17 protein-coding genes are annotated in these 18,870 nt (G+C 69.2%); 8 read left to right on the forward strand and 9 right to left on the reverse strand.

Annotation, left to right across the window (positions count from 1 at the left end):
* Nucleotides 1-42 precede the first annotated feature (42 nt).
* Nucleotides 43-780 (reverse strand): SIMPL domain-containing protein, encoded by a 738-nt coding sequence (locus tag ACPCUW_RS28040; RefSeq protein ID WP_305781298.1) that lies wholly within the window; start codon nt 778-780, stop codon nt 43-45.
* A gap of 174 nt (nt 781-954) precedes the next feature.
* On the opposite strand from ACPCUW_RS28040, the gene dxs reads away from it, so the two are divergent.
* Both dxs and ACPCUW_RS28050 read left to right on the forward strand, forming a co-directional pair.
* Entirely contained in the window at nt 955-2,850 is a 1,896-nt protein-coding gene (gene dxs, locus ACPCUW_RS28045) for a 1-deoxy-D-xylulose-5-phosphate synthase (protein WP_423428130.1), read from the forward strand.
* A 43-nt stretch (nt 2,851-2,893) separates the two neighbouring features.
* Nucleotides 2,894-3,697, forward strand: coding sequence for an enoyl-CoA hydratase (locus ACPCUW_RS28050; RefSeq protein WP_030517206.1), 804 nt, complete (start codon nt 2,894-2,896; stop codon nt 3,695-3,697).
* Here the strand turns inward: ACPCUW_RS28050 and ACPCUW_RS28055 are convergent.
* Entirely contained in the window at nt 3,685-5,001 is a 1,317-nt protein-coding gene (locus ACPCUW_RS28055; protein WP_104364474.1) for an HRDC domain-containing protein, read from the reverse strand. The genes ACPCUW_RS28050 and ACPCUW_RS28055 overlap by 13 nt on opposite strands.
* Before the next feature lie 21 nt (nt 5,002-5,022).
* A complete protein-coding gene (locus ACPCUW_RS28060; protein WP_082857462.1) occupies nt 5,023-5,661 on the reverse strand; it encodes a DUF3000 domain-containing protein in 639 nt (212 codons plus the stop codon).
* Nucleotides 5,662-5,780: 119 nt separating this feature from the next.
* On the opposite strand from ACPCUW_RS28060, the gene hemE reads away from it, so the two are divergent.
* The 3 genes from hemE to hemQ all read left to right on the forward strand — a co-directional run bounded on the left by hemE (nt 5,781) and on the right by hemQ (nt 9,335).
* Entirely contained in the window at nt 5,781-6,848 is a 1,068-nt protein-coding gene (hemE, locus tag ACPCUW_RS28065) for a uroporphyrinogen decarboxylase (protein WP_063019313.1), read from the forward strand.
* A gap of 152 nt (nt 6,849-7,000) precedes the next feature.
* Nucleotides 7,001-8,341, forward strand: coding sequence for a protoporphyrinogen oxidase (locus tag ACPCUW_RS28070; RefSeq protein ID WP_423428132.1), 1,341 nt, complete (start codon nt 7,001-7,003; stop codon nt 8,339-8,341).
* Nucleotides 8,342-8,639: 298 nt separating this feature from the next.
* Nucleotides 8,640-9,335, forward strand: coding sequence for a hydrogen peroxide-dependent heme synthase (gene hemQ, locus ACPCUW_RS28075; protein WP_063019309.1), 696 nt, complete (start codon nt 8,640-8,642; stop codon nt 9,333-9,335).
* A 203-nt stretch (nt 9,336-9,538) separates the two neighbouring features.
* Here the strand turns inward: hemQ and msrB are convergent, their stop codons facing one another.
* From msrB to ACPCUW_RS28095, 4 genes are all read right to left on the reverse strand, one after another.
* Nucleotides 9,539-9,994: a peptide-methionine (R)-S-oxide reductase MsrB gene (gene msrB / locus ACPCUW_RS28080; RefSeq protein WP_423428133.1), complete on the reverse strand. Its 456-nt coding sequence runs from the start codon at nt 9,992-9,994 to the stop codon at nt 9,539-9,541.
* Nucleotides 9,995-10,051: 57 nt separating this feature from the next.
* Nucleotides 10,052-11,389: a glycosyltransferase family 87 protein gene (locus ACPCUW_RS28085; RefSeq protein ID WP_305781302.1), complete on the reverse strand. Its 1,338-nt coding sequence runs from the start codon at nt 11,387-11,389 to the stop codon at nt 10,052-10,054.
* Nucleotides 11,390-11,507: 118 nt separating this feature from the next.
* A complete protein-coding gene (locus ACPCUW_RS28090; protein ID WP_423428135.1) occupies nt 11,508-13,073 on the reverse strand; it encodes an alpha/beta hydrolase in 1,566 nt (521 codons plus the stop codon).
* A 32-nt stretch (nt 13,074-13,105) separates the two neighbouring features.
* Nucleotides 13,106-13,897, reverse strand: coding sequence for a pyrimidine reductase family protein (locus tag ACPCUW_RS28095; RefSeq protein WP_064901775.1), 792 nt, complete (start codon nt 13,895-13,897; stop codon nt 13,106-13,108).
* A gap of 35 nt (nt 13,898-13,932) precedes the next feature.
* Here ACPCUW_RS28095 and zapE point away from each other — a divergent pair, with 35 nt between their 5' ends.
* A complete protein-coding gene (zapE, locus tag ACPCUW_RS28100; RefSeq protein ID WP_423428137.1) occupies nt 13,933-14,952 on the forward strand; it encodes a cell division protein ZapE in 1,020 nt (339 codons plus the stop codon).
* Between the two features lie 81 nt (nt 14,953-15,033).
* Nucleotides 15,034-15,840 carry a tyrosine-protein phosphatase gene (locus tag ACPCUW_RS28105; protein WP_423428139.1) on the forward strand — a complete coding sequence of 269 codons (807 nt, stop codon included), beginning with the start codon at nt 15,034-15,036 and terminating at the stop codon, nt 15,838-15,840.
* Between the two features lie 48 nt (nt 15,841-15,888).
* Here the strand turns inward: ACPCUW_RS28105 and ACPCUW_RS28110 are convergent, their stop codons facing one another.
* Nucleotides 15,889-16,425: a GNAT family N-acetyltransferase gene (locus ACPCUW_RS28110; protein ID WP_305781307.1), complete on the reverse strand. Its 537-nt coding sequence runs from the start codon at nt 16,423-16,425 to the stop codon at nt 15,889-15,891.
* A complete protein-coding gene (locus tag ACPCUW_RS28115) occupies nt 16,422-17,660 on the reverse strand; it encodes an MFS transporter (RefSeq protein ID WP_305781308.1) in 1,239 nt (412 codons plus the stop codon). Before ACPCUW_RS28115 ends, ACPCUW_RS28110 begins: the two co-directional genes overlap by 4 nt.
* Before the next feature lie 268 nt (nt 17,661-17,928).
* On the opposite strand from ACPCUW_RS28115, the gene ACPCUW_RS28120 reads away from it, so the two are divergent.
* Nucleotides 17,929-18,870, forward strand: a complete 942-nt coding sequence (locus ACPCUW_RS28120; RefSeq protein WP_227462843.1) for a hypothetical protein — start codon at nt 17,929-17,931, stop codon at nt 18,868-18,870.

The following is an 18,870-nucleotide window of genomic DNA, read 5'->3' on the forward strand; positions in this document are numbered from 1 at the left end:
TGTCGGAGACGGCGACCTACTGCCGGCGAGATCTGTTGCGGTTCAACTCAACTGCCAGGTCGCCCGCAGATCCGCGGTGACCTCGTGCTCACCGTATTCGACCGGAACCGGGGCGCCCGGGGCCGCTGATCGAGCGGCTACGAAACGGATATCGCCGCGGGGTTCCGGTGTCGCCGCGGCGTTTTCGGTGATCTCCAGCACCGGTCCGAGCGCGCGTTCGGCGCGGGCCGCGTAGCGGCGGGCGCGGTCGAGGGCGTCGTCCCACGCCGCTTCCCGGGCGCGGATCAGCAGGTCGGCGCGGTCGGCGACGGTGAGGTTCAGCCCGCCCAAGCGGACATCGTCGCCCCCCGCCTCCACGGCCCGGGCGATCACGGCCGCGGGATCGGCAGCCGCGGGATCGGAAGCTGCGTCAGCGGCGGCGGGATCGGCCGGGATACGCAGGTTCACCGTCAGCGAGGTGGTCGCCACGTACCCGGTGATGCGTGTGCCCTCGTTCTCGGTCCACGTCGTCTCGGTCCGCACGGACAGTCCGGTGGTGGCGATATCGCTCGCGGCGACGCCGTCGGCGCGCAGGGCGCCGGTGACCGCGGCGGTGCGTTCACCGGCCCGGCCGTAGGCCGCCGCCACCGCCTCGGCGCGCGTTTCGATCGAGATCGATACCTGCATCCGATCGGGCGTCGCCGTGGCCACCCCGTGACCGAACGTCGTGACGGTGGCGGGACGGGAAATATCGGCTCGCTGCTGCCCTGAAATATCGGCTCGCTGCTGCTCGGCGGTCATATCGTCCTTCCTGCGGGCGGGACGGGCAGTCACCCACTGTAATGCGGTTGATCTATGTCGAGCCTCACACCGATATCGGATGTCGCAGCTCGCCGGTCGTTCCCGTCGTCGGGGCCCGACGCGGCTCCGTAGACTGTTTCGAAACAGATGAGCCACGGAGAGGGAGCGAGAACGGTGGGAGTTCTTTCCCGGGTCGATACGCCCGAGGACCTGCGCCGGCTGACGGTGCCGCAGCTGCGCGAGCTGGCCGAGGAGATTCGGGAGTTCCTGGTCCGCAAAGTAGCGGTCACCGGCGGTCATCTGGGCCCGAATCTGGGGGTGGTGGAATTGACCATCGCCCTGCACCGGGTCTTCGACTCCCCGGCCGACCCGATCATCTTCGACACCGGCCACCAGGCCTACGTGCACAAGATCCTCACCGGCCGCAAGGACAAATTCGATCGGCTGCGCAAACAGGGCGGCCTGTCGGGCTACCCGAGCCGCGCCGAGAGCGAGCACGACTGGGTGGAGTCCTCGCACGCCTCGGCCTCGCTGTCCTACGCCGACGGTCTGGCCAAGGCCTTCGCGCTGACCGGGCAGGATCGCCACGTGGTCGCCGTCGTCGGTGACGGTGCGCTCACCGGCGGCATGTGCTGGGAGGCGTTGAACAATATCGCCGCGGGCCCGGATCGGTCGCTGATCATCGTGGTCAACGACAACGGCCGCTCGTATTCGCCGACCATCGGCGGATTGGCCGACCGGTTGACCGCGCTGCGCATGCAACCGGCCTACGAGCAGGCGCTCGACGCCACCAAGCGGTTCGTCCAGGGCATTCCGCGCGTCGGCAGCTCGGCCTATTCGATGCTGCACGCGCTCAAGGCCGGCATCAAGGACGCGGTCGCCCCGCAGGAGCTGTTCAGCGATCTCGGGCTCAAGTACGTCGGCCCGGTGGACGGGCACGATCCGGTGGCGCTCGAGGCCGCGCTGCGCCGCGCCAAGGATTTCGGCGGCCCGGTCGTGGTGCACGCGGTGACGCTCAAGGGCCGCGGATATCAGCCCGCGGTCGACCACGTCGCCGACCAGATGCATTCCATCGGCGCCATCGACCCCGAGACCGGACAGCCGACCGGCGGCAAGACCGTCGGATGGACATCGGTGTTCTCCGAGGAACTGATCCGCCACGGTGAACAGCGCGACGATATCGTCGCCCTCACCGCCGCCATGTCGGGTCCGACCGGGCTCGCGCCGTTCGGTGAGCGGTTCCCCGACCGGCTGTTCGATGTGGGTATCGCCGAACAGCATGCGATGACCTCCGCCGCCGGACTGGCGCTGGGTGGTCTGCATCCGGTGGTGGCGATCTATTCGACCTTCCTCAACCGCGCGTTCGATCAGCTGCTGATGGATGTGGCGCTGCTGAAGCTGCCGGTGACCCTGGTGCTGGACCGCGCCGGCATCACCGGCGACGACGGGGCCAGCCACAATGGCATGTGGGATCTGTCGGTGCTGGGCATCGTGCCCGGCATCCGCGTCGCCGCCCCGCGCGATGCGGTGACCCTGCGCGAGGAACTGGCCGAGGCGCTGGCCGTCGCCGACGGGCCGACCGCCCTGCGTTTCCCGAAAGGTCCTGTCGTCGAGGAGGTTTCGGCGCTGGAACGGCTCGACGGTGTCGACGTGCTGCGGAGGCCGGAAGGCTCCTCGGCGCAGGCGGTGCGCGGTGACGTCCTCCTGGTGGCGGTCGGCGCGCTCGGCGCCACCGCGGTCGCCGCGGCGGATCTGCTGGCGGATCGCGGGATTTCGGTGACGGTGGTGGACCCGCGCTGGGTGCTGCCGGTCTCCGACACCATCGTCAAACTGGCCGAGAACTATCGCATGGTGGTCACCGTCGAGGACGGCGGCCTGCACGGCGGTATCGGATGCACCGTCTCCGCGCGGCTGCGCGATTCCGGACTCGACGTGCCGACCCGCGAACTCGGCGTGCCGCAGCAGTTCCTGGAGCACAGCTCGCGCGCCCAGATCCATCAGGAGCTGGGCCTGACGGCCGAGAACATCGCCGAGCGCGTTACCCGGTGGCTGACCGGTGGTGCGGTGTAGATTCTGAAACCGGTTACAGTTTTCGTCGCCGGTAGGAGTCTGCATGTCGTTCGTGCTCGTCGAGAAGCCTCGCCCGCAGATCGCGCTGGTCACCCTGAACCGGCCCGAACGCATGAACGCCATGGCGTTCGACGTCATGATCCCGCTGCGGGAGACGCTCGAGTCCGTGGCCGCCGACAACGAGGTTCGCGTCGTCGTGCTCACCGGCGCGGGCCACGGGTTCTGCTCCGGCGCCGATCTGCAGGGCGCCGGCCGGGTCCCGAATATCGAGGGCCTCACCCGCACCACCGTGGCGCGCCGTTCCATGGATCTGCTCGACAATGTGATGACCACACTGCGGCGCATGCATCAGCCGGTGATCGCGGCGATCAACGGGGCCGCGATCGGCGGTGGGTTCTGCCTGAGTATGGCCACCGATATCCGCATCGCATCGGAGCAGGCCTATTTCCGTGCCGCCGGCATCAACAACGGACTGACCTCCGCCGAACTCGGCATCAGTTACCTGTTGCCGCGCGCGATCGGCGCCTCCCGCGCCTTCGAGATCATGCTGTCCGGCCGTGACATCGACGCCGCCGAGGCCGAGCGGATCGGCCTGGTCTCCCGCACGGTCGCCGCCGACAAACTTCTCGACACGTGTTACGAACTGGCCGAACGCATCATCGGCTACAGCCGGGTCGGCACCGAGCTCACCAAGCGCATGCTGTGGAGCGGGATGGAGGCCGGCAGCCTGGAGTCACATATGCAGCACGAAGGTACGGCGCAACTGTATGTGCGGCTGACCACCGAGAATTTCGACGAGGCCATCCGCGCGCGCCGCGACCGGCGCACACCGGTCTACGAGGACTGAGCCGGCTCCGGGAACAGCGCCGCGGCCAGCTCGGGAACCGCCAGTTCGCGCTGCCAGGTCCGGGCGCCCCCGGCCTCGAGATATTTGTCGATCACCGCTGCGGGGTCCGACGGCGTTGCGCCGGTGCGGAATTCGGGCAGCCCGTCCCAGCACAGCCGGCGCAACAGATCGGGAGTCAGCAGATTCTCCACCGGCACCGCGTGTCGTTCCGACAGTCCGTTCATCGCCGCCCGGGCTGCGGCCAGGCGAGCCGCCGCGACCGGATCGCGGCGCTCCCAGCGATTGACCGGCGGCGGACCGTCGAACGGCTGCGACATCGGCGGCAACTCCGAATCCGGCAGCGCGCGAGCACGTTCCACCGCGGTGAGCCATTCCCGCGAATATCTGCGCTGCCGCGGACCACCGAACACCGGCAGGGCGCGCAACTGCGGCACCGTCTTCGGATCCGCCTGTGCCGCGGCGATGATCGCCGAATCCGGCAAAATTCGCGCCGGGGCCACATCGCGATGACGCGCGATACCGTCACGCGCCGTCCACAATTCGCGGACGGTCGCGAGCTGCCGCGCCCGCCGCAGCGTGTGGATGCCCGAGGTGCGCCGCCAGCGATCCGGCTTCGGCGGCGCGGGCCGGGCGGTGCGTACATGGTCGAATTCCTGTGCGGCCCAATCGGATTTACCCTGATCGCTCAGCGCTGCCGCGACCTCGTCGCGCAATTCGACCAGCAGTTCCACGTCCAGGGCCGCGTAGTTGAGCCAGTCCTGCGGCAGCGGCCGGGTCGACCAGTCGGCCGCGCCGTGTCCCTTGCGCAGTTCCCGGCCCAGCAGCCGCGCCACCATAGCGGCCAATCCGACCCGCTCGAATCCGGCCAACCGGCCACCCAGTTCGGTGTCGAACAGCCGGGCCGGTCGCAGCCCCAGTTCGGCCAGGCACGGCAGGTCCTGGTCGGCGGAGTGCAGTACCCATTCCAGGTCGTTGATCACCGCCGCCAAGGCGTCCACCGCGGCCGGATCCGGAATCGGGTCGATGAGGAAGGTCCCGCTGCCGCGCCGGCGCAATTGGATCAGATAGGCCCGGTTGGAATAGCGGAATCCGGAGGCGCGTTCGGCGTCGACGGCCAGCGGGCCGGAACCGGCGGCCAGCGCGGCGGCCGCTTCCGCGATCTCACGAGCGGAATCGAGAACCGGAGGAATGCCGTCGGCCGGGGCGAGCAGAGGAACCACGCTGTCCGCGTCCTGCTGCGCGGGCTGGTGCTGCGATGCGGGTGATGTCCTCGAGATGGTGTCGGACTCGTCGGCTTCGGGCATAGCCCGAACTCTACGTGTCGCTCAGAACTGGTCGTCGGCAATCTGCGGATGCGGCCGCAAATGGGTGATGCCGGCCGGGGGCAGTCCCGCCGCGTAGGCCAGCACCTCGCAGAACGCCTCGACATGCGGGGCCAGCTGGGGTGAGCCGACCGTCCACGAGGCACGCAACTCCAGCTGATAGGCGCGCGGCGGCCCGGCGATATCGCCGTAGCGGACCGAACTCGTGGAGGTCACCGTGCCGCCGAGCGCCGTGAACTCCTCGCCGCGCGATTCCAGGGCGTCGACCAGCCAGCTCCAGGCGACCTCCGGCAGCAGCGGATCGCCGGCCAAGGCCGCGTCGATATCGGCCTGGATGTAGGCCACCAATCGGAAAACGCCGTGCCAGGCCTCGTGCCCGTTCGGGTCGTGCAGCAGAATCAGGCGGCCGAAGGCGTCGTCGTCGGAATCGACCGGGATGACATTGGTGTCGGGATGCTTGACCTCGGCTCCGATGGCGTACGAAAAGGGTGCCAGGCGTTGTGGGGGCCGGATCGGTGCGAGCTCGATCCGAGGATGGACGGATGCGGTGCCCATCGCATCGACCGCGGCGCGAAACTGGGCTGGTTCGCTGTCAGGGCCCGGGGTCGGTGCGGCGCCGTCGCGGAAGTCGAGCGGTGTCACGACTGTGAACGGTAGACCTCTCCGGTGTCCGGCACGCGGAGGCGCGCCGCTACGGGCGCTGTGACCGGGCGTGGACGGCCGCGCGGGTAGGCGCCCGGCGGCGGCATACGATAGCGGGGATGAGCACACCAACCCGCCGCCGCTTGCCCGATGCGCCCTTCCTCGCCGCCGCCACCGGCGCCGGACCCGGCCGCCGTCCCGTCTGGTTCATGCGGCAGGCCGGACGGTCCCTGCCCGAGTACCGCGAACTCCGCGCGGGCATCGGGATGCTGGAGTCGTGTTTCGATCCGGAGCTGGTGTGCGAGATCACGCTGCAGCCGATCCGCCGCCACGGTGTGGACGCGGCAATCCTGTTCTCCGACATCGTCGTTCCGCTCAAGGCGGCCGGCATCGAGCTCGATATCGTGCCCGGCGTGGGGCCGGTGATCGCGAATCCGGTGCGCTCGGTCGACGATGTGCGCGCGCTGCCGCGGCTGCGCCGCGAGGAGGTCGGCGCGATCACCGACGGTGTGCGGCTGTTGCTCGACGAACTCGGCGAGACGCCGCTCATCGGATTCGCCGGTGCCCCTTTCACTCTCGCGTCCTATCTGGTGGAGGGCGGCCCCAGCCGCAACCACGAGCGGACCAAGGCGCTGATGCTCGGCGACCCGCAGACCTGGCACGCGCTGCTCGGTGTGCTCACCGATATCACCGTGGAATTCCTGCGCGCCCAGATCGCGGCCGGGGTGGACGCGGTGCAATTGTTCGACTCGTGGGCGGGCGCGTTGTCGCTGGCGCAGTACCGGGAATTCGTTCTGCCGCATTCGGAACGGGTTTTCGCCGAGATCGGGGAAGCCGGTGTGCCGCGCATCCACTTCGGGGTCGGCACGGGTGAACTGCTGGGTGCGATGGGGGAGGCCGGAGCCGATGTCGTCGGCGTCGATTGGCGGGTGCCGCTGACTGCCGCCGCGCGCCGCGTCGGGCCCGGAAAAGCCTTGCAGGGCAATCTCGATCCGGCCGTCCTGTTCGCGGGCAGCTCGGTCGTCGAGCGTGAGATCCGCCGGATCGCCCACGAGGCGGACGAGGCGATCACCCTCGGCGCCACCGGTCATATCTTCAACCTGGGCCACGGCGTGCTGCCCGACACCGACCCCGGCGCCATCACCGCGGCGGTCGAACTGATCCACAGCCTGCCCACGCCGCTGTAAGCCCCGATCGTCGCCAGTGGTGCGGCGAACTCACGCACGTGGAACCGTGAGCGTGGCATCGAGGCGGTACCTGGGCGCCCCTCCCGAGGCGAGTACGTTGCAGGGGTGCGGTAGCGTCGCGCGCCGGCGCGGGGACGAGTTGAGGAGCAGCTATGCGGGTCGTGGTGGTCGGGGGCGGGATCAGTGGTCTGGTCGCGGCGTATCGGCTGCGAGTGGCCCTCGGCTCGGAGCTCGAACTGGTGCTGGTGGAGCGGCGCGATCGGGTCGGTGGCATTCTGCACACCGGTGAGCTGGCAGGTGAGCCGGTGGATCTGGGCGCGGAGGCGTTCGTGGGCCGACGGCCCGAAATCCCGGCGCTGCTCGCGGAATTGGGGCTGACCGAGCAGCTGGTGCATCCGGCCGGGCGGCGACCGCTGATCTGGTCCGGCGGCACCGCCCACCCCCTGCCCGAAGGCACGCTGATGGGCATTCCCACCGGGCCCGATGCCGTGGCCGGCCTGGTGGACGCCGAGACGCTCGACCGGATCGCCGCCGAGCCCAGCCGCCCGCTGCGCTGGGAACGCGCCGGTGACGTGTCGGTCGCCGAGCTGGTCGGCGACCGTTTCGGTGCGCAGGTGGTGCAACGCAGTGTCGATCCGCTGCTGGGCGGGGTGTATGCCGGGCGTGCGGAGTCGATCGGCGTGCGCGCGGCGCTGCCGACCCTGGCCGCCGCCCTCGACGCCGGCGCGCCGAATCTCACCCGGGCGGTCGCCGACGCCCTGCCGCCGCCGTCCACCGCCCCGGTTTTCGGCGGCCTGCGCGACGGATATCGGGTGCTTCTGGACGCCCTGCGCGAGGCCGCGGCGCCGAAGGTCGAAACCGGTGCGGCTGCAACGGGTCTGGCGCGTACGGCCACCGGATGGCGGATCGATCCGGTCGGCGAGGCCGACGCGGTGATTCTCGCCACCCCGGCGCCCGTCACCGCTGAGTTGCTGCGGCCGGTGGCTCCGGAAGCAGCCGCGGCCGCGGCCGGTATCGAACTGTCCTCATCCGCCGTGGTCGCCCTGGGCCTGCCGGCCGACACCCCACTGCCCGACAATTCCGGCATTCTGGTCGCCACCGGAGAACCGTTGCGCGCCAAGGCCTTTACCCTCTCCAGCCGCAAATGGCCGCATCTGGCCGAGCGCGACGTGGCGCTGGTACGCGCCTCGTTCGGCCGCTTCGGTGACGACACCCCGCTGAGCTGGTCGGACGACGATCTCGTCGCGGCCGCCGTGGCCGACCTCTCCACCGTGACCGGTCTCGCGATCCACCCCGAAACGGCCCTGGTGCAACGCTGGCGCGGCGGCCTCCCGCAGTACGCGCCCGGCCATACCACTCGGATCACCGAACTGGAATCGGCGGTTGCCGCACTGCCCGGCCTCGCGATCGCCGGAGCGTACCTGCACGGCGTCGGCGTCCCGGCCTGTGCCGCCTCGGGAACCGCTGCGGCGCAACGCATTCTGGCCCGATGATCGATTCGTAGTGGACGATCGGGTTCGCTCCGGCCGGCGGCAGCGCACAGCAATGCCGGTGCCGAGTGACCAGCCGACTGTCCGTGCAGAACTCGATCGGCCCGCATCGGCCCGGGAAGACCGGCCTGCGAGCCCACGCCCTTGCCTCGCCGGTTCCGGGCCGTCGACGCGCATCGAACGGGTGGCGGACAACCGATGTCGGCCGACCGCGTGCGGGCGCCTGTACGCGAAGCGACCGTGCCGAACAACACGGGTGCGGGCGTTCTGCTGGACACCGCCCAGTGGCACGATGGAGGCTATGGCGCGACTCGATTACCAAGCTCTCAATTCGACCATCCGGTATCTGATGTTCTCGGTGTTCCAGGTCAAACCCGGAGTGCTGGGGGATCAGCGCGACACCGTGGTCAAGCAGGCGCGGGAATTCTTCGACTCGCTCGAGGAGCGTGGCGTCGTGGTCCGCGGCCTCTACGACGTCGCGGGGCTGCGCGCCGACGCCGATTTCATGATCTGGTGGCATGCCGAGCGGATCGAGGATGTGCAGGCCGCCTACGCCGATTTCCGCCGCACCACCGATCTGGGGCGCGCGAGCACGCCGGTGTGGAGCAACGCCGCCCTGCATCGCCCCGCGGAGTTCAACAAGAGCCACATCCCGGCCTTCCTGGCCGGCGAGGAACCGGGCAACTACATCTGCGTCTACCCGTTCGTGCGCTCCTACGACTGGTACCTGCTGCCCGACGAAGAGCGTCGTCGCATGCTCGCGGACCACGGCAAGCAGGCCCGCGCCTATCCGGACGTGCGGGCCAACACCGTGGCCTCGTTCGCCCTCGGCGACTACGAGTGGATTCTCGCCTTCGAGGCCCCGGAACTGCACCGCATCGTCGACCTGATGCGCGATCTGCGCGCCACCGACGCCCGCAACCACGTGCGCGAGGAGATTCCGTTCTTCAGCGGCCCGCGCGTGGATGTCGAGCAGTTGGTCAACGCCCTGCCCTGAGCCTCGACGCCCTGAGCCTCGAAAACACCGTCCTGCGCGGCGCGATCCGCCGGTGCCCCCGAAATTCGGGGCGTGCCGGGATGCGGCCGGGCCCGTAGGGTCTTCCCGTCAGCTCGGTCGCGCGCCTGCTTGGCGCGCGATCCGCAGCGGTCGGCGGATCGCATCCGGCACGCTCGGGCGGTGAGTTTCAACCGGCGCCGCGATCAGCCCGCCGCGTCGTCCGAGGGGTGCAGGCGCAGCGCGATCGAGTTGATGCAATACCGCTTGTCGGTCGGGGTCGCATAACCCTCGCCCTCGAAGACGTGCCCGAGGTGGCTGTGGCAGTTGGCGCACAGCACCTCGACCCGGCGCATCCCCAGCGAGTCGTCGGCCCGCAGAATCACCGCATCGGAATCGGCCGGATCGAAGAACGACGGCCACCCGCAGTGCGAATGGAACTTCTCGGCGCTGCGGAACAATTCGGCGCCGCAGGCCCGGCACGTGTAGACGCCGGTGGTTTCGGTATCGGTGTATTCACCGGTGAAGGCGCGTTCGGTGCCCGCTTCGCGCAGCACCGCGTACTCCTGCGGGGTCAGCCGCGCCCGCCACTGCTGCGGGCTCAGCTCGATCTTGGGTGCCGGAAGCGATGAAGTCGCGGGCGAACCATCCTGTGAGCTCATGACGCGAGTCTAGTGGCGTCGCGCGACCATCCCCGGGCCGCGACCGATCACCGCAGGTCAGCGCAGCGCACCGGCCTCCGGCTGCGCTGTCGGTTCCATGGTGTCGTCGTCGGGCAGCGGTTCGTGGCGATCGATGCGCGGCGCCGGATCGGCAGTCGCGGCCGGAGCCTTGGTGGTCGTCTCGGGCAACAGGAACGCCGGTTCGATTCCCGAGTCCAGCCGGCCCTCGCGCCGCGCCGCGAGATACCGGTCGCCGAGGACGCAGAACGTCACGATCAGCAGCAGCGCCCAGCCGAAGGTGACGCGCAGGTACTCGAGCGCCCGCCCGGTGCTCTGCCAGTGGTCGAGCAGCCATTTGTCGTAGGTCATGAACCCGAAGATCGCCAGCCAGGCCGGCCAGTTGCGCAGCACCGAATTGCGCAGCACCACCGTCATGAGGAACGGGAACAGCATCATCGAGTAGTACTGCTGTCCCAGACCCGACAGCAGCCAGGACGCGATCAGGATGATGCCCGCGGTGGTGCAGACGAAGAACAGTTCGTCCTCGCGGCAGTACCGGTACAGCAGCCACAGCGAGATCAGCACCAGCACACCGAGCACGATGCGCATACTCCAGGTCAGCCATACCGGCAGTCCGTAGTACTCGGCATTGCCCGCGATCGCGCTGTTGAAGTAGTCGCGCGATTTGAGCAGATAGGGCAGCGTGCGGTGGACGAAGTCCATCGGATCCTTGGTCAGCGGCCACGCGACCGCCATCAGCACCACCGGCACGCCGATCGCGGTGATGAACACCTGCCACTGGCGGCGCGCCAGCGGTATCAGCAGCAGCGGCGCCAGCGTCGGTTTGACCGCGATCGTGAGTCCCATGACCAGCCCCGCCAGCAGATCGCGTCGCTGCAGCAGCAGGTGGATGAACAGCACCTCGGCCAGCAGCAGGCACCCGTTGACGTTGCCGAAACCCAGTGTGTTGATGACGGTTTCGGAGGCGAACATCAGCAACAGCAGCAGCGGCGCGGCCACCGATTTCGTCGAGAACTTGAACAGCCGCAGCAGCAGATACCAGGCGAGGATGATCGCCACCGCGTTGAGCGCGATGAAGCACCAACGCGATTTCTCCGGGTCGATCAGCGCAAGCGGCGCGATCAGCAGGGTGCCGCTGGGCGGGTACAGATAGTGCGGGTCGACCAGGTCGAAGTTCTCGCCGTAGATGGCGCGTCCGTTGAGGAAGGCCAGTGACGCCTTGTAGACCGGCGCGAAATCGTCGGTGATGGAGAAGTTGGTCCCTTTGACGATGACCTGATGCAGCACTGTGAGGATCGCAAACGGCCACAGTGCGAAGTTGAACACTTCGGCGGTGGTGCGAGCGGTGCGCGGCTCGAGCTGACGAAGGAACACTGGGGCACGGTACACCGGAAACCTGCGCGCTGGTTGCGCGGACCCGCCGTCGGGCGTGCCGGTGACCGCTTTTGCCGGGTGTGCGCCCGGCCACTTCGTGCGTGGCCGCACGATAACCTCAGGCCGGGCAGGCGGTGCCGTCGGCGGGCAGGGTGCCGTCCTTCAGATAGCCGGCGATGTTCTGCTGCGCGCAGCCCGAGTGGGTGAACACCGGATGCCCCCAGCCCTGCCACTGCACGGTGGAGGTGCGCGCGCCCGCCGCACCCAGCGCGCCGGTGACCGAGGATCGCCCGTCGCCGCCGACGACGGGATCGGCGGCCGTACCCAGCACCAGCACCGGCAGGGTGAACTTGTCCGGCAGTCGCGGCGCCTGCGTCACCGGCCATGCCGAACATTCCATCAGTCCGGTCGCCGCCGTCTTACCGAAGGCGGGATATTTGGCAGCCCATTCGATCTCGAGCTGCTTGGCGCGGTCGGGGGTGGCGGGCTGCTGGTTGTCGCTGCAGCGGGAGACGAATTGCCCGTCGGCTCCCACCGCTGCCGCCTCCCGGGTGACCAGAGCCTGCAAAGGCCCCTGATCGCCGCGTCCGGCCGCAGAGAGCGCATCGGCCAGTTCGGTGGTGCGGGAGGCCTGATCCGCGCGTGGGTCGCCGAGGAACGCGGTGATCGTGGTGGTCAGCGCCGATGCCGACAGGGCGCCGAGTTGTCCCGCTCCCGCCCGGTTGATCAGATCGGTGATCGCGGCCCGCGGATCCGCGCCCAGTGAGCATCCGAGATCGGCGCAGCGGCGGGCGAATCCGGTCAGCGCCGCCTCGGTGCCCTTCACCTGCTGTTCGGTGCGCGTCACCGCATCGGTGTTCGCCGGTTCCGGCGAATCGAGCACCAGCCGGGCCAGCCGGTCGCCGAATTTGGCGGCATAGCTCAGCGCTACGCGCGCGCCGTTTCCGGTGCCCAGCAGATCGATGTGGTCGACCTGCCACTGCTTGCGCAGCTGTTCGATGTCGTCGGCGGCGTGCGGGGCGTCGAAGGTGCCCTGATAGGGCTGCAGGAAGTCCTGGCAGGCGACGGTGGCGTTCTGGCTCAGTGTCGCCACCGCATCCACCCGGTCGCCGCCACCAGGGGCGAACTGGCCGTTGTCGGCCAGCCCCTGCCGGGTGTCGTCGGGCAGGCAGTCGATCGGCTGGGAGCTGCCGATACCGCGTCGATCCACCCCGACCACCGGCCGGCTCGCCAGAATCGCCGCGCCCGGCCCGGAGACCAGACCGGCGACGGTCGCGGTGGAGGATCGATCGCCGCCGGAGGTCACTACCAGCGGTGCCGCGTCGGCGGGCGTCTGCGGCGTGCGCGCGCGGACCGCGGCGATGCGGAAGGTGCCCAGGACCGTGCCGCCGGAATCGATCGGCGCCGAGAACTCCGCGCAGTCGAAACTCACCCCGGCCGGCGGCGCCCCGGTGCCCAGCGAGCTGAAGGTCGGTGCCGCGCAATCGTGCCAGGCCAGATCGGTTTTGGGGACCTGCGCCTGCGGTGGCGCCGCCGGCGCGGCGCTGGTGCTGGTGGCCGGGCCCGAGCCGCCGTGCGGTTGTTCCACCGCCACGCCCGGTCGCTGCGATGGCCCGGCACCACAGGCGGTGGTCAGCAGAACCGTCAGCGACGATGCCAGCAGAGCGGCGCGAGTCCAACGCATGCGCTACAGCCTGCCAGGTCCGGCGCGCCGTTTCAGCCTTGGGTGCGGCTGCGCTCCCACCGCGTCAGCACCGTGCCGTCGTCGTCGATCAATGCGTGGCGCAGGCTCATCGGGGTCGGCAAGGCATTGGGCGACACCGCGATTCGGCCCGCCGTGCCGCCCACCAGCAGCGGTGAGACGGTCAGGCACAATTCGTCGACCGCGCCCGCGCCGATCAGTTCGCCGAACAGCGACGGGCCGCCCTCGCACAGCACCCGCAGCAGTCCGCGCTCGCCCAGCACCCGGCGGATGTCGGTGGCGGTGACGGTGCTCTGCCCGGCCTCGATCACCTCCGCGCCGGTCTCGGCGAGCAGGCGTTTGCGTTCGCCGTCGGCCGCGGCGGTGGTGAGGATCATCGGCGGGCGCTGGGTGTCGGTGAACAGCCGGCACGCCGGGTCCAGCGCCGCGCTCGCCGTCACCACCGCGACCGGCGGCGGCGCACCGTCGCGCGCCCCGCCCAGCCCGTGGTGGTGCAGGCGCATGCGCCGCCGGGAATCGGTGCGCGCACCGCCGTAGTTCTCCACGCGCGCGGTCCCGGCGCCGACGACGATCACGTCGGCCAGATCGCGCAGGATGGCGAAGACGGTGGCGTCGGCGGGCCGGCCCAGGGCGCCGGAGCGGTCGTCGACGGTGACCGCGCCGTCGAGGCTGGCGATGAAGTTGACCCGGATCCACGGCCGTTCCAGGGCCGCCGGATAGGTGTAGAGCTGAACCAGGTCGGTGATCTCGCCGGCACCGCCAGTGGTCAGTGCTGTGAACTGGATCGCATCGGGGACACGCTGCATAAGGTCCGATCACACCACGTCAGTACGCTACGAGCGTGCAACAACGCCTCGTCGATCGTCATCCGGAGGTTCCGGCCGATCAACTCATCGCCCAGATGGTGCCGCCGCCCACGTTCGACGAGGTGAGTTTTGCCTCCTACATTCCCGATCCCAAGGAGCCGAGCCAGGCCGCGGCCGTGCGCGCGGCCGAGGATTTCGCCGCGCGGGTGGGCAAGATTCATGCCGCCGCCGGTAAGAAGTCGCTGTTCGGGAAGAAGAAGCGGGTCGACGGCGCCGGGCTGTATCTCGACGGCGGATTCGGTGTCGGCAAGACGCACCTGCTGGCCTCGATCTTCCATGCCTCCCCGGGTCCGAAGTCGTTCGGCACCTTCGGTGAGGTGACGAATCTCGTGGGCGCCCTGGGCTTCACGAACGCGGTGGAACGTCTGGGCGGCAACAGCGTGCTGTGCATCGACGAATTCGAACTCGACGATCCGGGCGACACCATGCTGGTGTCGCGGCTGCTCACCGAACTGACCGCGCGCGGCGTGTCGGTGGCGGCGACCTCGAACACGCTGCCCGATCAGCTCGGTGAGGGCCGGTTCGCCGCCCAGGACTTCCTGCGCGAGATCCGCAAGCTGGGTTCGCTGTTCGACACCGTCCGCGTCGACGGCCCCGACTACCGCCACCGCGATCTGCCGCCGGCGCCGGAACCCACCGATTCGGCGCTGCTGTCGGAAAAGGCCGCGGCCACAACGAATTCCACGCTGGACGACTTCGACGCACTGCTCACGCACCTGAGCACGCTGCATCCGTCGAAGTACGGTTCGCTGATCGCCGGGGTGTCGGCGGTCTACATCTCGGCGGTGCACACCATCACCGATCAGGCAGTGGCGCTGCGGATGGTGGTGCTGGCCGACCGGCTCTACGACGCCGGGACGCCGGTCACCGTGTCGGGCGCGCCGCTGGACAAGATCTTCTCCGAGGAGATGCTCGGCGGCGGCTACCGCAAGAAGTATCTGCGCGCGATCTCGCGCCTGCTGGCGCTGTCACGATTCGAGGTCCCGGCGGGCTGATCCCGGTTCGTACAGCGTACTGTCGGGAGGCGAATTCCCTACCATGGACGACTGTCCAGTTTCCCTCTGAACGGAGCTGACATGGCCCATCGTTCGATTCGCCTCGCCGCCACCGTCGCCGTCGGCGCTTTCATCGCGGCCGGTCCGGCGCTGGGTGTCGCGGTTGCCGCCGACCCGCCCCCGGCGTCCTCGTCGGTCTCGGTGCACACCGAAGACCGGTCGCTGCGGCTGGCCAGTGTGCAGAACGCGCGCGATATCGGCGGATACCGCACCACCGACGGCCACGTCGTCGAGACCGGCCTGGTGTTCCGCACCGCGGACCTGAGCAGATTGTCCGACGCGGATGCCGCCGCGCTGTCCGCGCGCGGGCTGCGGGTCGTCGACGATCTGCGCACGAGCTACGAACGCGCACTGGGGCCGGATCGCGTACCGGTCGGTGCGACGCTGAATATTCGCGATGTGATCGGGCAGGCCCCGCCCCAGGTCATGGCCTCGACGCTGAGCGCGGGCAGCGACCTGTATCGCGCGTTCATCACGGCTCCCGGTGCGAGCGAGGCGTTCGCCGGTGTCCTGCACGACATCGCCGGCAGCGACGGTTCGGTGCTGTTCCACTGCTCGGCCGGGAAGGATCGTACCGGCTGGACCGCGGCTGTCCTGCTGACGATCCTCGGCGTGGACCGCGAGACCGTGAACTACGACTTCCTGCTGTCGAACTACTACCGCGACGCCGCCGAGGGCGACGCGGTCGACGGAGTGCTGCAGTCGGCCCTGGATTCCGCCTTCGATCAGGTGAATCAGAGCTACGGCAGTTTCGACAACTACGTGCACGACGGACTGAAGCTGACCGACGGCGATATCGCGGCGTTGAAGGCGAAGCTGCTCGCCTGACTGGCGGTTTCGACGGGCGGGCCGAATCCGGTTGCGGAACAGCCGGATTCACACCCGCCGTTGCATCACGAAGTCGTGGCATACCTGATTGCCGACGGTGAAGGTCTTGGTGCCGACGCGGCGGAAACCGTGCTTGCCGTAGAAGCGCTGGGCCCGCTCGTTGCGCTGGTTGACACCGAGCCAGACCACCGAATATCCGCCGCGGCGAGCGTAATCCACCACCGCGTCCATCAGGGCGGTCGAGACGCCACTGCCGTGGTGGCCGGGCATCACGTACATCTTGCTGATCTCGAGCGCTGGGCGGGCCGCGATCATGGCGGCGACCGCGGGATCGACCGGTTCACCGGAGATCAGCATGGTGTAGCCGACGATCTCGCCGCCGACGACGGCCTTGAGCACGATCCGCTGCGGATCGCTCAGATACTCGCCGAACCGTTCGCCGGACAGCACCTCGGTGATGAAGGTGTCGATGTTCTCCTCGGTCAACTCCGGCGGGCACGCCAGGGGAAACGTCGCGGTCGCGACGTCGCTCAATTCCTCCGCGTCCCAGATCCCGGCGCGGTCGACGACGACTTGCTCGGTCATGGGTCCAGTACAACATGTCCGGAACGGGTCGACGACAGCTCGCCGGGCGCCGGGCGCGGCCGGAAGAAACGCGCGGTGGCGATCAGGACGACGGCGAACAGCAGCGGGATCGCGAACCCGCTCCGCAAGCTCGACGCATCGGCGACGGCCCCGACCACGCCGCCACCGATCAGCGTGCCCGCGTAGTTGAACAGATTGAGCCGGGCGATCACCGCGTCCAGTCCGCGGCCTTCGGTCAGCCGCCCGGCCTCGCTGAAGCACAGCGGTGCGATCACGGGCAGGCCCAGGCCCGCGATGAGGAATCCGGCCAGTGCCGTGGCTGGTCCGGGCGCGGCCACGACCAGTGCCAGGCCGAGCACGCCGATCCCGGCGGCCACCCGGACCACCGCCCGCGCGCCGTATCGGCGCACCCACCAGTCGCCGCTGAGCCGGGTGAGCAGCGAGGCGCCCTGGTAGGCGGCCAGCGCTAAGGCCGCCGTCGCCGACGAGGACAGCAGATCGTCGGTGAGATACAGCGCGGACCAGTTGCCCACCGCCAGATCGATGGCGAACACCAGCGCCACCGCGATTCCCAACGCGAGATATGCCCGCAGGGCAACGGCCGCAACGGTTTCGGGCGCGCGGCCCGGTTCGGCGGGCTGGGCCTCGGCATGGCCGGCGCCGAGCAGCCGCGGCCCGAACACCTGACTTGCCACCGCGACCACCGCGGCGGCGACAGTGACCGCGTACGGCAGGGTGATTCCGACCTTCTGGCAGCCCGAGACGAACAATGCGCCCAGAATCGACCCGGCACTCCACGCGGCGTAGAACGACGACAGCACGAACCGCCCGTATCCGTGCTGAATGAACACCGCCTGCATATTCGTGCCCGCGTCGACCATGCCGACCGCGACGCCGTAACAACCGAGCGCGATCAGCGCCACCACGATGTTCGGCGCGACCGCGATCGCCAGTCCCGTCACCGCGATCAGCGCGAGCCCGGCCCGCAGCGCCACCCGGCTCGACCAGTGCACCGCCACCCGCTCGGCCAGCAAACTGCCGCCGGCGGCCAGCCCGGAGATCATCACGACCGCGACCAGGATGACGGTGTCGGTGAGCCCGAGTCGATCCCGCTGCTGCGGCAGTTCGGTGAGGACGACCGCGAGGAAGAAGCCCTGCAGCGCGAAGGCCACCGAATTGGCGGTGCGGGCGGCCCGCAGCGTGGTCGATACAGGAATGTATCCGCGGTCGAACATCTGCGCAGCCTAATGGGTGAAAGCCCGGAGGCGGTAGCGGAGCGCCCGAGCCACGCACCCGGCAGGAGAAGTTCCGGCTTCGCAACGTCGCGATTACGCCGCTGTCCGAGCGCGGGCGATTCCGCAGTTCACCGGACTCGATGATCACGTGGGGCTCCCGGTTGGATAACGAAACCGGTCACGGGGACGTGTAGCCCCCTGGCACGTGCGGCACTCTGGATACAGCGGGCCGCACGGGCCGCTGGTGCACGGGTAGGGGAGTGGTCGCGTGAGTACGACAGAACGGGCCGAGACGAGGCAGCAGACGACGACGCTGGCTCCCCTGGAGTCGGTGAAACTGCCTGTGGTGGAGCCGAATCCGCGCGGACATCAGGCGGGTGACCGGTGTCGCGAACCCGGCTGTGGCAACTGTCACTGGGATGTGCAGCGGCTCAAATACTGGTTGCGCGGCAGGCTGCTGGCGGCGGGTGCCGACGATGCCGAGGTGGACAAGCCGCTGGGTGCGCAGACGCCCGGTCTGCTGTGGCGGCGTGGGAACCGGTTGTGCGCTATCGAGGTGCGCAGCGCGCCGGTCTCGATCGAGCACGCGCGCAAACGCACGGCCCGGTTGAAGGCGGTGGGCTGTGACGAGGTGTTGTGGCTGTGCCCGACCGGATATTGGATCGGGCAGATACCGGCGCTGGGCGTGGACGATTTCGCCGCCGCCGGATGTGAGTACCGGGCATTGTCGGGTGGGCTGGTCATCGATTCCGACGGTATCCTCAGCCCCAGGGAAACCCCCTGGGAAATAAGGGAATTCATCGATGGCTGGGTCGCGGGCGAGTTGGCCTGCGGCTATCTGGACGAGGACACGAGAGGGTGGGCGACGGTGAGCGATTGGGAGGCCCACACCCACGCACAGGCGATGATGATCGCGCAGCAGCGGCAGGAACTGCTCGACCAGCGCACCGAATTGGCATTGGCGCGCAGGGCGACTCGCGACAAAGCCAAACAGATGCACAAGATGATGCATCGGCTCGAACGCGCCGAACTCGTCGCCGGTGAGCTGGACGCGGTCAAACGCCGGCTGTCCGATCGCGACCGGCTCGAGGCCGGTCTGCGGGTACGGATCGCGCGTCAGCGCGAAGCGGTGCTGCATTGGCAGCTGATGACCTGTTTCGCGATGCTGGTGATCGTGACGTTCATCGTTGCGGGTTTCATGTTGAAGTGA

The organism is Nocardia sp. AB354 (assembly GCF_049538315.1).
Taxonomy (GTDB): domain Bacteria; phylum Actinomycetota; class Actinomycetes; order Mycobacteriales; family Mycobacteriaceae; genus Nocardia; species Nocardia nova.